General features: G+C 44.7%; 13 protein-coding genes. 11 read left to right on the top strand and 2 right to left on the bottom strand.

Annotated elements, in window-relative coordinates; genetic code table 11:
- The first annotated feature begins 56 nt into the window (after window positions 1-56).
- Window positions 57-2,471, top strand: a complete 2,415-nt coding sequence (locus G476_RS0117970) for a hypothetical protein (protein ID WP_026691319.1) — start codon at window positions 57-59, stop codon at window positions 2,469-2,471.
- A 171-nt stretch (window positions 2,472-2,642) separates the two neighbouring features.
- Here G476_RS0117970 and G476_RS0117965 read toward each other — a convergent pair whose 3' ends face one another.
- On the bottom strand, window positions 2,643-2,873 hold the full coding sequence (locus tag G476_RS0117965; protein ID WP_026691318.1) for a hypothetical protein: 231 nt from the start codon (window positions 2,871-2,873) through the stop codon (window positions 2,643-2,645).
- A 196-nt stretch (window positions 2,874-3,069) separates the two neighbouring features.
- Here G476_RS0117965 and G476_RS0117960 point away from each other — a divergent pair, with 196 nt between their 5' ends.
- From G476_RS0117960 to G476_RS0117925, 8 genes are all read left to right on the top strand, one after another.
- Window positions 3,070-3,279, top strand: coding sequence for a hypothetical protein (locus G476_RS0117960; protein WP_026691317.1), 210 nt, complete (start codon window positions 3,070-3,072; stop codon window positions 3,277-3,279).
- Window positions 3,276-4,022, top strand: a complete 747-nt coding sequence (locus tag G476_RS0117955; protein ID WP_342664068.1) for a phosphotransferase family protein — start codon at window positions 3,276-3,278, stop codon at window positions 4,020-4,022. Before G476_RS0117960 ends, G476_RS0117955 begins: the two co-directional genes overlap by 4 nt.
- A 414-nt stretch (window positions 4,023-4,436) precedes the next feature.
- Window positions 4,437-5,351 carry an N-acetylmuramic acid 6-phosphate etherase gene (gene murQ, locus G476_RS0117950; protein ID WP_026691315.1) on the top strand — a complete coding sequence of 305 codons (915 nt, stop codon included), beginning with the start codon at window positions 4,437-4,439 and terminating at the stop codon, window positions 5,349-5,351.
- Between the two features lie 73 nt (window positions 5,352-5,424).
- Window positions 5,425-6,747, top strand: coding sequence for a sugar ABC transporter substrate-binding protein (locus G476_RS0117945; RefSeq protein ID WP_035187280.1), 1,323 nt, complete (start codon window positions 5,425-5,427; stop codon window positions 6,745-6,747).
- 132 nt (window positions 6,748-6,879) lie between these two features.
- A complete protein-coding gene (locus G476_RS0117940) occupies window positions 6,880-7,806 on the top strand; it encodes a carbohydrate ABC transporter permease (protein ID WP_026691313.1) in 927 nt (308 codons plus the stop codon).
- 15 nt (window positions 7,807-7,821) lie between these two features.
- On the top strand, window positions 7,822-8,781 hold the full coding sequence (locus G476_RS0117935; RefSeq protein ID WP_026691312.1) for a carbohydrate ABC transporter permease: 960 nt from the start codon (window positions 7,822-7,824) through the stop codon (window positions 8,779-8,781).
- The gene (locus tag G476_RS0117930; RefSeq protein WP_026691311.1) at window positions 8,781-10,355 is read left to right on the top strand and encodes a glycoside hydrolase family 3 protein; all 1,575 of its coding nucleotides are present in this window, start codon (window positions 8,781-8,783) and stop codon (window positions 10,353-10,355) included. Before G476_RS0117935 ends, G476_RS0117930 begins: the two co-directional genes overlap by 1 nt.
- Window positions 10,356-10,380: 25 nt before the next feature.
- On the top strand, window positions 10,381-11,544 hold the full coding sequence (locus G476_RS0117925; RefSeq protein WP_035187277.1) for an anhydro-N-acetylmuramic acid kinase: 1,164 nt from the start codon (window positions 10,381-10,383) through the stop codon (window positions 11,542-11,544).
- On the opposite strand, the gene G476_RS0117920 is transcribed toward G476_RS0117925, so the two are convergent.
- Complete coding sequence (locus G476_RS0117920; RefSeq protein WP_156906629.1) at window positions 11,541-11,813, bottom strand: hypothetical protein; 273 nt, start codon at window positions 11,811-11,813, stop codon at window positions 11,541-11,543. The genes G476_RS0117925 and G476_RS0117920 overlap by 4 nt on opposite strands.
- Between G476_RS0117920 and G476_RS0117915 the strand changes: the two genes are divergently transcribed.
- On the top strand, window positions 11,798-12,769 hold the full coding sequence (locus G476_RS0117915) for a GNAT family N-acetyltransferase (RefSeq protein WP_026691308.1): 972 nt from the start codon (window positions 11,798-11,800) through the stop codon (window positions 12,767-12,769). The two genes, G476_RS0117920 and G476_RS0117915, sit on opposite strands and share 16 nt — an antisense overlap.
- Window positions 12,766-13,818 carry a serine hydrolase domain-containing protein gene (locus G476_RS0117910; RefSeq protein WP_026691307.1) on the top strand — a complete coding sequence of 351 codons (1,053 nt, stop codon included), beginning with the start codon at window positions 12,766-12,768 and terminating at the stop codon, window positions 13,816-13,818. The genes G476_RS0117915 and G476_RS0117910 overlap by 4 nt, the downstream gene beginning before the upstream one ends.
- Window positions 13,819-13,829 lie beyond the last annotated feature (11 nt).

Genomic DNA, 13,829 nt, shown 5'->3' with positions numbered 1-13,829 from the left:
GGAGCGTGCTTTTTTATCCGGCTTTGCCAAGTTGAATAATCAGGAGGAAGATGTTGATGAATGGTTGGATGAAAAAGGGGTTACTATTTGTTTTTGTATTTGCGATCATGGGGAGCGTGATTGCGGGTGTACATGCTGAGGGTCTCTCAAATGATGACCTTACCGGCGTGCAGTTTGAGGAAGGTAGATTAAAAGATGGTATGCAGGATCTGAAGCATACGGCTGTACTGATTCAGTCTCAGTCAAATCCATCTGTGTTTCATCAAGGAATGACCGATCAGATGGGAAATCTTTATGTAGATCTTCCTGATGGGGAGTACAAATTAAAAGGATTCAATCACGGTAATGATTGGTATACGACTGAACAGACATTTACAATCGAGGAAGGGATGATTGGTGACTCAAAAGGGCGTGAAAGCAGCCTTACGAAAAACCATCAGGTGAAAGGTCCCGTTCATAAGGGGAAAAAGAACGTGAACGGCCAACTGTTGGAGGGTACATCGGGACTTCAAGGTGACCTTCTGATTGGAACGATCTCTGAAACGGAAGAAGAGATTGTGACAATCAAGTCAAATAAGAAAGGTCAGTTTTCCGCTTCTCTTGCGGACGGGGAATACTATCTTTTCGGTGTGTCAGTCAATGGCGGGCTTTATAAATATGAGCGAATGCTTGAAGTAGAAGGAAACAACCTCTACGTAGACGGAGAAAAGCAGACATCTCTGAATATCGTCATTCCCGAACGGCGCTACAGCGGAGTGGTGAAAGACAGTAAAAGCCCTCTTGAAAAAGCTGGGGTTATTATTGAGTACGTTGGGGACCAGTACGGTTATGAAGAGGACGATTACGATTATGATGAAGAGTTCGGGTATGATGACTATGAATTTATTGAGTTTACGTACACAAACCGTAAAGGGGAATACGACATAAGAGACTTGGAAGACGGTACTTACAGCTTGAGCGTGTTTCACGACACTTACTATGCGTGGGGAACGTACTTGTTTGATGTAGTAGACGGGGCTCTATTTGTTGACGGAAAAGAGGTCTCCACGTTGGATGTGAATGTTCCGGATATGACCTTGAAGGGCAGCCTCCTTGATAATGGGAAGAAGGTAGGGCATGGTTACGTAGAGGTTGAGCGGTACGACAACGATGGATACTCGTATGATTATTTTTCAGTGCCTGTTGATAAAAAGGGTAACTTTTCATACCGTCTGTCTGATGGCAACTACACGGTTACCTTCGTTGAAGAGCGTAACCGAAGTACCTCTGTTAATCTGTCTTTTGAAATTAAAGACGGGAAGATTATGTACGATGGATCCGTCCGTGAATCATTGGACATTCACTTGCCTCCCATCACGTTCTCAGGTAGGCTCCTTGATAACGGAAAAGCGCTGAATGGGTATGTCAATGTTGAAGGGGAAACGCAGGGCGGAGAGTACTCATGGTACGGAGGAAGAACAGATAAAAACGGGGTCTTTTCGTTACGATTAACAGATGGTGTCTATGAGGTATCTTGGGTGTATCTCATTGACGAATATGAAGAATTTTATGCTCGAACTTCTTTTGAGATGATAAACGGTCAACTTTACGTGAATGGTGAGAAACAAAAGACACTGGATATCACTGTACCACCGGTTTCTTTACACGGCATTGTTCTGGATAATGGAACCCCTGTAAGAGAAGGGGAGGTTGTTGTTGTATCAGAAAATGAGGATCACGTGTATAAATGGCTGAACGATGATGGTACGTTCTCCATGCGTTTAGCTGACGGAAGGTACAGTGTGAGAGAGGTTTATTTGTATGAAGGAGGTACGTCCGCATTTGTGACGGTGCCGTTCCACATTTTGAATGGAAAGACCATCGTTGATGAGAAGGAAGTAGATCGATTGGAGGTCAACGTTCCTCCGGTAACCGTCACAGGCTACCTTCTTGAAGAAGGAGAGCCTGTACAGGGAGAAGTGATGGTTACGCCTGTTGATGAAAAAGAGGAGTATCACGCCATTTGGTCCTACACGAATGAAGACAACATGTTCTCATTACGTCTGTCCGATGGGAATTATCAAGTACAAAACGTGTATTTGGAAGACGGGACCTCATTTAGAACCAATCAACCATTCTCTGTCCAAGACGGTCGGTTAATCATTAATGATGATTATGCTGAACACTTGGAAATTACAGTACATCCTATAACGCTCACCGGAACGGTGAAAAATGGGGATTATCCGGTTGAAGAGGGCTATATCTCGGTTATTTCTGAGGATGAACAAGACTGGTACGACAGTTGGATCGAGAGCGGGACTTTCCGCTTCCGGTTGAGCGATGGTGAATACCGAGTTCTTGCAGTAGACAGTTGGGATGTAGGATATGTCGACTTCGATCTGGCCTTTACCATTGAAAATGGAGAGCTGTTCATAGGGGAAGAAAAACGGGACTCTTTGGATTTGGATCTAAAAGAGGGACAAAAACCGTAAATAACGAAAGACCGCAGGAGCATCGATACTCCTGCGGTCTTTTTAATTTAATAAGAACGTCGTCTACTAAATCTTCCATAGTGATGTAAAGAAGGAGCCAATATTCATGGGAATTAAACATCATACGCGCTATTAATGATGGACCCGTTCCTTTTCGAAATCTTACAGCTCCTATTCTTCTCTAGCAACGTTACTCTCCCCACGTTTAAAGGTCCTAACGATCAAATATAGAAACGATAAAATGGCGACGATCCACACAACCGGGAGGTAAGAGAGGAAGAAGGATGAGAAGTAAACACCAAATAGGACGCCCATTGCAAACAAGCACACTTTTAAGAAGCTAAAATCCAACATGTTGTATCGTCTGGTTGATTCAAACACTTCATGAACCCATGCTTTCATGGCTTTTCCTCCTTAGATAGGCATTAAAAAAGTTAAAGATCGAACTTTTTCAGTGCCTTCAGATAAATGTATTGGGCTTTATATAAACATATTTCAATACCCTTTCGCCAATTCCTTCAAAGTAGATAAGAGTATGTACACCATCTTCGTAATGGTATTTTATGTTAAAATAAAAAGGTGAAGGGAGAGATATCTTTTGAATGCGGTGAAAACAAATTTCAGTTTAATTGATTTAGCGTATGAATTTTTTTCGATTGCGATCCTTGTGGCTATTATTCTTGTAATTGTGTTTCTAATTCGATCAGCCAAAGAGAGAAACCGGCAGTTAAAAGAGATGGAAACCAAGATTAACCGCTTAGTTGAGCAACAATCCGAAAGCCATACAAATGAAGGGTCTAAATCATGATAGGTGATCGAGTTGCCAAAGGAAACACGGCCAACATCTACCTTTACGACAACAAGATTTATAAAGTATTTCATGATTTTTTGCCCGACACGGAGTCGGAATATGAAGCATGTAAACAACGCTATGCACAATCTTGTGGCCTACCTGTGCCTATAGTAATCGATGTAACTAGAGTGAACGGAAAACAAACGATCGTTATGGAGTATGTAAAAGGGGAAACCTTAGGTGACCTTCTCGTCGAGAACATGGATGAGGCAGAGAACGATTTACTTAAGGCGATTGAACTCCAAGAGCGCATCCACCAAGTAGACGGAGGTTCAGTTGAGCCCATGTTCCAGAAATTAAGCCGGCAAGTGGATGTGGCTCCCTGTTTGACTCAGATACAAAAAGACACTCTCATAAAGAGAATGGAAAGCATCACATATGAAAGCAAACTTTGTCACGGAGATTTTCATTTGTTTAATATTATTCAGTCCCCTCAAGGGTTAACTTTAATAGACTGGGTCGATGCAAGCAGTGGTGATCCCCGTGCCGACGTCTGTCGTACATACCTTTTATATCAGTCTTATTCGGCTGAATTAGCCGACATGTATTTGAAACTATATTGTCAAAGAAGTCAAATCTCAGTGGAAGAGATTTTACAATGGTTACCAATTCTTGCTGCGGCAAGATTGGCGGAGCATGTGTCTTCGGAGAACCCTGAACGCCTATTGCGGATCGTCACTGATTTTATATCTAGCTGATGTTTTTGAATCCGATTCAACGCATACATACAAAAAAGACGCATAACACTACCATTTTGACGCATAACCCCCCATAGTAAGATCGATTAAACGAATACATCATAGGGCGCCTATTTTCGTGGTTGGCCCTATGATGCCTCCTATTAAGTCACACAGTTTTCCTCATGTTCGCAGCACCCGACGTTCTCCATAAATCAAAGCCCCATACTCATTCCACCCTTAGTGATACGAAATTTCACGATTTCTTCCAGCCTTATTTTAAATGAAATCCTTCTATATCAACGTTTCTCTTCACCAACCTAAAAAATATTTTCACTATTTTCATAACTTTATTGAAACAAAAAAATAAATACCCTATAATAAAATAAAATAATATTTTAATAAAAACGATATTAAATGAAATTTGGTGATGACATGGAGTTGAATTTATCTTCCTTAACCACAGAGAAGAGAAACGAGCGAACGAAGAACATTGATCAACTTTCTACAAAGGAGATCATTACGCTAATAAACAAAGAAGATCAAGAAGTGGCAAACGCCGTTCAAAACGTCATTCCCAATGTGGAAGTGGCTGTAAAATTGGCTTATGAATCTTTGAAAAAAGGTGGTAGACTCATTTATATTGGTGCGGGAACGAGTGGCCGTTTAGGGATCATTGATTCTTCTGAGTGTCCGCCGACCTTTCGTACGTCTCCAGGAATGGTGCTAGGCATCATGGCTGGAGGAGAAAAAGCGATTACGACCGCGGTTGAAGGGGTTGAAGACGACCCAATTGCGGGAGCAAAAGACTTGGAGGCCGTCTCTCTTAGTGAAAAAGATACGGTTGTAGGCATTGCGGCCAGTGGACGTACCCCTTATGTTGTAGGGGCTTTGAAGTATGCCAAGACAGTAGGCGCCAGTACAGTTGCTTTATCTGCAAATGAAAACGCGGTCATTAGTGAAGGTGTTGATTGCGAGATTGAAGTTCTTGTAGGGCCGGAAGTACTCACGGGTTCAACGAGGCTAAAAGCCGCTACGGCACACAAAATGGTGTTAAACATGATATCAACGGCAACGATGATCAAGCTCGGAAAAGTGTACGAGAATCTGATGGTCGATGTGAATGCAAGCAATTATAAGCTCAAAGTACGAGCAAAAAACATCGTCAAATCCGTCACGGACGTGTCCGATGAAAAAGCAGAGGAAGTACTGCTTGAAGCGAACAATGATGTGAAAGTGGCGATTGTGATGATTAAAGGAAACACAACTGTAGCGGAGGCGAAAAAGTTCCTGGATCATGCCGATGGGCAGGTTCGACTCGCCATTGAACATTCACAAAAACTTCGTTAAGCCGATTTCTTAGTGGACGGCGCTCGCCTTCATTAAGGGTTTAAATATTCAACATAAAACAAGGGGGATTACTGTGGGGCTATTTAAGAAGACGACATTATCAGTAGGGGCAACCGTTCTTGGGTTAGGCGTACTAAGCGCCTGTGGCGGAGATACTGCCACGACGGATGCAGAGAATTGGGAAGAGTGGGAAGGACAACTGACCGTTTGGGACGGACCTAGATGGGGCAACGAAGACGAAAACCAATACCACTGGATTGAAGATAAGATTGCAGAATTTGAAGAGCAGTATCCTGGTGTGGAGATCGAGCTTGTCCAGCAACCTTGGGCAGAGCTTGGAGACAGCTTGAATATTGCTATTTCCGGTCGTTCTTGGCCTGATATCGCGCCAATCGACATTAGTGGTGGAACGATCAGCCTTACGCACATTGAAGAAGGTGTTGTTGAGCAAACGGATGACCTTTTCACAGACGAAGAGTGGGAAGACTTCTATCCAAACGCCATTGAAGCGTACGAGCATGAAGGGAACATTTACGGTGTACCAACATCCATTAGTGTTCAAACGATGCTGTTAAACTTGGATCTATTTGAAGAAAAGGGCGTTGAGCCACCTGAAAACGGTCGCTGGACGTACGATGAATTCGTTGAAAAAATGCAAGCGCTAACAGACGATGACATTTATGGTTTCTCTACTTATGTAATGCCAGGTTACTACGAGGCATGGCCATTCCTCTTAATGGATGGAGGATATCCATTAAGTGAAGACCTTGAAGAGTATACGTTCGATTCTCCGGAAGCTGTAAGCGGCCTCCAAAAGTTTGTTGACTTGAAGTTCGAACACGAAGTAGCACCAGTTGAGATGGGTGGATCCGATGTTGGTGGTACATTCCAAGCATTTGCGGCACTCGACCAGCGTACAATTGCGGCACAGCCATGGGCAACGTGGGCGATTAGCTCCCTTCAAGGAGAAGAGTACAACATGGACTTCATGGTAGCCGAGTACCCGATTGGTGACTTAGGCGAGCCCGTTACAATGGGTGGTATCGGTGGATACGTCATGTTTAACCAAGGTGAAGATGAAGCGAAAAAGCGTATGGTAGGAGAGTTTTTACGCCACATTTCGTCTACAGAAGAGCAGTATGAAATGTCAACAAACTATGGTACATTCCCCGCTCGTATTTCTACAGCGGACATGGATCCATTTGCTGACAACCCAGGTATGGCTGCTGCACAAGAACTAAGTGAGCAAGTTGTACCAATTCCTCGTCACCCGGAGTGGGCACGAATTGACGAAGTGATTCAAAGTCAAATTCAACTTGCTGCTAACGGTGAAAAGACACCTGAAGAAGCACTAGAAGACGCAAGAAGTGAAGTAGAGCGCATCATTAATAACTAATAAACAACACCCGCTCTTTCCTTCTGACAAACGAGAGGGAAAGAGCGTCTTTTATTAGAGTCATCGGCTACACTACGTTATAAATCAAGGATATGACCACTATCACACCTAAATGGAAAGGAGGCCGGCATCATGAATTCAAATCCGAATCTGCAACCGTCTAACGAATCGGTTATCATGAAAAAACCGACGTTATGGACAAAGATCAAAAAAAACAAGGTTGCTTATTTTTTCTTAATGCCTAAACTTATCTTCTTTACGATTTTCATGTTAATTCCGATCATTTGGGCCTTTATTATTTCCTTTCAGGATCGCGGCGTTTTTACAGTCGATTATGTCGGCTTTAAACACTATTTTGAGGCGTTTCAAAGTCCAATCTTCAGAGCGGCCTTATGGAATACTTTTCTTTATACCATCGTAACAGTCCCAGCGTTTATCATTACGGCACTTGTCATTGCTGCATTGATTCAACCCTTAGGAAGCATATCGCAAACGTTTTTCCGCTCAGCCTTTTACCTTCCAACGGTAACCTCCATGGTTATTATCGCGATGGTCTGGCGTTGGATGTATAACTATCGGTTTGGGTTGTTTAACTACATAATCGGATTTTTCGGCTTTGAGCCTGTGAACTGGCTTGGACAAACGTCCACGGCGCTCCCGTCCCTCATGATTATGGCGATACTTATACCTCCAGGAGCAGGGATCATCATTTATTTAGCAGCAATGAACAATATTAGTCCTTCTTTATACGAAGCAGCAGAAATTGATGGGGCGAATTCGTTCCAGAAGTTTATGAAAATTACGATCCCAATGCTAAAGCCAACCACGTTGTATTTGGTGATCATTAGTACGATTGGGTCGTTCCAAGTGTTTACACAAATCATTATGATGACCGGAGGGGGACCCGGGTATTCGACCGAAACCCTTGTTCACGTGATTTATAAGACGGCCTTCCGAGACTTCAACTTTGGTTTGGCATCGGCACAGTCGGTCATTTTGTTCTTAATCTTAATGGGCTTTGCGATCGCGCAGTTTAAGGCGCTTCGAACAGACAAATAAAGGAGGCAGATGAGTATGATTAGGAAACTTAAAAAACCAGTTTCAATTACGATATTATTAGCTATCGCCATCGTCTCTCTTCTTCCTTTGTATTGGGTGTTCTCAACGGCCTTCCAGCTTCCGAGTTATCAAAACGAAGAAATGGACCGTCCGGTCTCTTATGTCGAATCGGCCCCACCAAAGCTTTATCCTGTCGGGATTACGGAATACATATCCCAATGGCAAAAGAAACGGGAAGCCGAGCGGGCAGGGGATCTTGAACAAGCAGAAGTACACGGAGAACTCATGACTGAAGTGAGAGAAAAGTCATTTGGAGCGTTCAATCGGTTGTTTACGAGAACGCCGGTGATGAAATGGCTGTTTAATAGTTTGTACATTGCTGTTTTAACGACAGCGATTATTGTGTTGATTGATACGATGGCAGGTTATGTATTGGCAAAAAAAGACTTCCCTGGAAAGTGGATTATCTTCTGGGTGATCATTTCAACGATGATGATTCCAGAGCAAGTCACACTCGTTCCAACCTTTATTATCGTCCAGGAGTTACAGCTCTTTGACACCCACTGGGCTCTCATACTACCGAACTTGGCACTGGCATTTGGTGTGTTTTTAATGCGGCAATTCTTATTATCGATCCCTGATGAACTTATTGAAGCCGCAAAAATAGACGGAGCCAGCGAATGGAAGATCTTTTATAAGATCATCTTGCCACTAGCGAGACCGGCAATGGCCACGCTCGGAATCTTTACGTTCGTACTTGTATGGAATGCCTTCTTGTGGCCAATTATTGTCATCAACGATGTAGACCTGATGACACTACCGGCAGGACTGAAAACCCTTCAAGATGCGAACCTAGCAGACTTTAAGTTCCTTATGGCAGGGGCGACAGTGGCTGCAGTACCAATTATTATCTTCTTCCTCATCTTCCAACGCTACTTTATTAAAGGGCTTACAATGGGCGGAGTGAAAGAATAATGAACCTAACAGAAAAGATCGGGCAGATGATGGTGTTTGGCTTTAAAGCTGAACACCCTGCTCGTTTATCAGACGAGATTGTTGACCTCATCAAACACCATCACGTAGGCGGGATCATTTTATTCGGCCGAAACATCGGTTCACCTGAAGACGTACTATTACTTACCACACGCCTGCAACGAGTGGCGAAAGAAGCAGGCCACAAACATCCACTATTGATTTGTACCGATCAAGAAAACGGGGTCGTTCGCCGTCTTGGTGATGGCACCACTGTTTTTCCTGGATCCATGCTGTTAGGGGCGACGAAACACCCATCCCTCGCTCATCGGGTAGGGGAAGCAACAGGAAAAGAACTCGGTGCGTTAGGGATCAATTGGAACCTGGCGCCGACCGTGGATGTGAACAATAATCCTCAAAACCCGGTTATTAACGTTCGCTCCTTTGGTGAAAATCCTGATGATGTAGGGATCATGGGTGCCGAATCGATGAAAGGAATGCAAAGGGCCGGTATCATCACGACCCTTAAACATTTTCCCGGACACGGAGATACAAATGTGGACTCCCACTTGGCGCTTCCTGTTATTCCACACACCCTTTCTAGGCTTGAAGAAGTCGAGCTTGTCCCCTTCAAGCGTTGTATAGAAGAAGGAGCCGATGTTGTGATGACGTCTCATATTTCCTTCCCAGCACTTGAAAAAACACCTAATTTACCCGCAACACTCTCCGGAACTGTGTTAACTGACCTCTTACGTAAAAAGCTTGGTTTTCAAGGCGTGATCACGACCGACTGTATGGAAATGGACGCCATATCAAAACGAACTGGAACCGATCAAGGAGCCGTAAAAGCCATTCTAGCTGGAGCAGACCTTGTAATGATTTCAAACCTTAAAGCTGAGCAGTACAAAACGTTAAAAACCATTCAAACAGCGGTAAAGAACGGTACCATCTCTGAACAAGTTATCAACGAGGCGTGGAAACGAATCGATCATTTAAAACAGAAATACTTGCGCTGGGAAGATGTACATACAGAAGAAAGTCGAATAAAGGTGCCTAGTGTGGTGGGTTGTAAAGCCCATCAAATCCTCGCTCAAGAGGCAATGGCTGCCGGTGTGACGATCGTTAAAAACGACGGAATTCTTCCGTTATCACCAGCCGAGAAAACCCTCGTTATTTATCCGGAAAATGGCTATCTAACAATGGTTGAAGACAAGCGCTTTTCAACAGATGGGTTAAAAGAAGCCATCGAACGCTATGATCCCGATGCCGATTCGGTTGTACTCTCTGATGGGGTCCCAGAGATTGTGGAAAAAGCAAAGGGGTACTCCCTGTTGATTGTCGGCACGGTTACGGCTAACCAGTCACCAAAACAGCAAGAACTTTTAGTAGAGTTGATGGCATTAAATAAAAACATTATTGTCGTGGCCATGCGAAGCCCGTATGATTTATCCCTTGTTGAAAAGGCAAACGCATGTATTGCCACGTACGAATTCAATACACCAGCACTGCAGGTAGCGGCAGATGCGATTTATGGCAAACGAAAAGTAACGGGGCATTTACCGGTGACGATAGAATAACGAGAACAGAATGGGAGTGAAACACATGATTCCTCTTAAAAAAGAACGAGTCCTCGCTGTGGGTCTCATGTCAGGGACGTCATTAGACGGGATCGATGCCGCTTTGGTGGAAATCCGCGGTTCTGGTTTTTCAACGGAGGTCAAACTCCTCGCTTTTAAAACGTATCCATACGATGGAGACATGAAAGAAAGAATTTTGCACGCCTGCCACAGGGAAACGTCTTCAGTGGATTTGATTTGTAAACTAAATGTGGAGCTCGGCATGCTTATGGCAGAAGCGGTGAAAAACGTGGTTGCTCACTCGGATGTTGAATTGAGCGACATCGACTTTGTTAGCTCACATGGTCAAACCATTCATCACATGCCGGATGACCAGGCGACCCTTCAAATTGGTGAGCTGTCGGTTATTGCTCACGAAACGGGTTGCGTGACAGTCGGAGATTTCAGGCCGAGTGACATGGCAGTTGGTGGTCAGGGAGCGCCTCTTGTTCCTTTTGTAGACGAACTTCTATTTCGACACAAGGAAAAAGGACGAATCCTTGCCAATATCGGAGGAATGGCGAACTTGACCGTTCTTCCCCCACAACGGAATCAAGAAGAGCCTGTGGTCGCTTTTGATACGGGACCTGGCAACGTACTTGTTGATGCGATCGTCCGTATTGGTTCAAAAGGGCGGCTTGCTTTTGATGAAGGGGGCGAGATCGCTTCTAAAGGGGAGGTAAAAGAACGTTGGCTCGACCAACTGATGGCATTCGATCGTTTTTTGACATTACCATACCCGAAAAGTACGGGAAGGGAATATTACACGGAACAACGAGCCAATGCCATTTGGCAGGAGGGGATCGAGCAAGGCTTCACGTTCGAAGACATTGTGGCAACGGTGACTGCTTATACGGTTCGGTCGATTGCTATGACAGTGAAAGAACAAGTTCCTAAGTCCGCCAACATCCAAGAAGTGTTCGTTGGTGGCGGTGGCGTTCACAACCGGGTGATCATGAATGGCTTGGCTGCCGAATTGCAACTGCCGGTCAAGTCCATGGAAGAGGTCGACTTCTCCAGTGACGCGAAAGAGGCGATCGCTTTTGCGATTTTCGGCAATGAATTTTTGCGGTTGAAACCGAATAACACGCCAACAGCGACTGGGGCAAAAAAAGCGGTTGCGATGGGGAAACTGGCGCTGCCTTTTTAGGGGGGCGGTGGAAGAGGAGATTCATTATAAATGGGGCGAAATTCATTATAAACGGTGCGAAATTCATTATAAAAGCCCGCAAATTCATTATAAACAGCACCAAATTCATCATAAACGCCTGCAAATCCATTATAAACCAAACGAAATTCATCATAACTCCCCTTCAGCCCGTCCAAAATCGAAGGCATTGAAAAAGTTAAAAAGCAAACTTTTTCAGTGCCTTCTCCAAAACCAACAGTGGAGGTGAACGCATATGCAACTACACCCACTTCAAGAAGAACGACTCGATGACATGGTTGCCTTATGGAACGAAGAATTACACGAGCGTTTTCCAATGCGAAAAGCGTTGTTTTTACAAAATAGCTTTCACGATCAAAACGTAGATCAAGAGGCGTCCAGGTTGGCAATCACAGATGAGGGTCACGTAGCTGGCTTTATCGTCGCCAAAAGGTGGCAAGAAAAAATGACCGTTTCGATGCCCAAATCCCTTGGGTGGATACAAGTCCTTCTTGTTTCGTCCAAGTACCAAAACCAAGGGGTTGGAACACGATTACTCCACCATGCGGAAACTACGTTACAGGAGGCAGGAGCGGAAGAACTCGTCCTTGGGCGGGACCCGTGGCACTACTTCCCGGGTATCCCTTATGAATCGACTTCAGTGAAACGCTGGTTTGAGAATAGAGGCTACGTCCATCATGTGCCGTACGGTCAGGACGTGGACATGATTTGTGAGTACGGGGAAGAACCTGTTCCGGATCGAGTGAGCCCTAGTGATGCTACGTTCTCCATATTAAAAGAAGAAGAAAAAGACGATCTCCTCTCCTTTTTGCATCGCTCTTTTCCTGGTAGATGGGAGTACGAGGCGATTCGGTATTTTGAAAAAGGCGGAGACGGGAGTGCGTTTGTAGTAATCAAAAAGGATGACCGTATCATTGGGTTCTGCCGAGTCAACGATCCTGAGTCCCCTTTTATTGCCCAAAACGTGTACTGGGCACCGCTGTTTGACGGGAGATTAGGAGGAATTGGTCCCCTTGGCGTAGACCGTCATTACCGAAAATACGGCTACGGGCTTGCCATTGTAAAAGAAGCGGTTCGGGTTCTCAGAGAGCGAAACGTGGACCGCATCGTCATTGATTGGACGGGCCTTACGGAATTTTACGGAAAGCTTGGTTACACCACATGGAAAAGGTACGACCAGTATAAAAAAGGAGTGGATACGAAATGAAACAAGACGTTCTCGCCTTACTCGACGAATTCATGCAAATGGGTGAAATTCCAGGAGCGGTCGTATCCGTTTCTCATAAAGGAGAAGTCATTCTAGAAGAAGCAGTCGGATACAGAACGATTTTTCCGGATAAACAGCCGATGAAACGAAACACCGTATTTGACGTAGCCTCCTTAACGAAGGTGACTACCACGTTACCTGCGGTTCTTCTTCTATTGGAAAGAGGGAAGCTGAGGCTCGATGACAAGGCGTCGTTTTTTTTACCCAAAATGATTTCACCTGATAAAGAAGCGATTACGATTAAGCACTTGCTCACGCACACGTCAGGACTCCCTGCTCATCGCCCTTATTATGAAGAAAAGCTAGGGAAGGATGAAGTCATCGAGAGGATATATCAAGAGAAGCTTGAAGCGCCGATCGGAGAACAGGTGATTTACAGCTGTTTGGGGTTCATTTTGTTGTATAAGATTGTGGAGACGATTACGGGAGAACGCTTCGACCGGTTTGTTGAACGGGAGGTTTTCGAGCCCCTTGAGATGACTGAATCCGGGTTTAACCCTGACTTCCCACGTGAACGGTATGCGGCTACGGAATACAGCGAGTACTTGAATGACTACAAACACGGCGTCGTTCACGATGATAATGCCGAATGGATGGGTGGGGTTAGTGGAAACGCGGGGCTGTTTTCGACGGTTGGCGACTTGCAAAAAATCGTATCCATGTTTGAGCAGGACGGGGTGTTTCGTGGAAAACGTCTGTTGTCACCTGTGACCACACGTTTGGCGCGAGAAAACCTTACTTCTTTTGCGCCTCAACACCGAGGCCTTGGTTGGGATATGAAAAGCCCTGCACTGAGCTCGTGCGGCGATTTCTTTTCGGATAAGTCATACGGGCACACCGGCTATACAGGAACGAGTCTTTGGATTGATCCTGAGGCGGAGCTTAGCGTGATTCTTTTGACGAACCGCGTTCATTTTGGCAGGGAAAAACCGATTGTTCGCCTTCGCCCGCTGCTCCATAACATCGTTCGAGCACATATTATTGATTAGAAACGAGAGGA

Origin of the sequence: Alteribacter aurantiacus DSM 18675, assembly GCF_000429705.1 — a bacterium.
Classification (GTDB): domain Bacteria; phylum Bacillota; class Bacilli; order Bacillales; family Salisediminibacteriaceae; genus Alteribacter; species Alteribacter aurantiacus.
Note: the sequence above shows the minus strand (reverse complement) of the source record. Positions and strands in the feature narration are given on the sequence as shown.

Coding starts and splice junctions, on each gene's coding strand:
- G476_RS0117970 (WP_026691319.1), top strand. CDS start 57: ATGAATGGTTGGATGAAAAAGGGGTTACTATTTGTTTTTGTATTTGCG.
- G476_RS0117965 (WP_026691318.1), bottom strand. CDS start 2,873: ATGAAAGCATGGGTTCATGAAGTGTTTGAATCAACCAGACGATACAAC.
- G476_RS0117955 (WP_342664068.1), top strand. CDS start 3,276: ATGATAGGTGATCGAGTTGCCAAAGGAAACACGGCCAACATCTACCTT.
- murQ (WP_026691315.1), top strand. CDS start 4,437: ATGGAGTTGAATTTATCTTCCTTAACCACAGAGAAGAGAAACGAGCGA.
- G476_RS0117940 (WP_026691313.1), top strand. CDS start 6,880: ATGAATTCAAATCCGAATCTGCAACCGTCTAACGAATCGGTTATCATG.
- G476_RS0117935 (WP_026691312.1), top strand. CDS start 7,822: ATGATTAGGAAACTTAAAAAACCAGTTTCAATTACGATATTATTAGCT.
- G476_RS0117930 (WP_026691311.1), top strand. CDS start 8,781: ATGAACCTAACAGAAAAGATCGGGCAGATGATGGTGTTTGGCTTTAAA.
- G476_RS0117925 (WP_035187277.1), top strand. CDS start 10,381: ATGATTCCTCTTAAAAAAGAACGAGTCCTCGCTGTGGGTCTCATGTCA.
- G476_RS0117915 (WP_026691308.1), top strand. CDS start 11,798: ATGCAACTACACCCACTTCAAGAAGAACGACTCGATGACATGGTTGCC.
- G476_RS0117910 (WP_026691307.1), top strand. CDS start 12,766: ATGAAACAAGACGTTCTCGCCTTACTCGACGAATTCATGCAAATGGGT.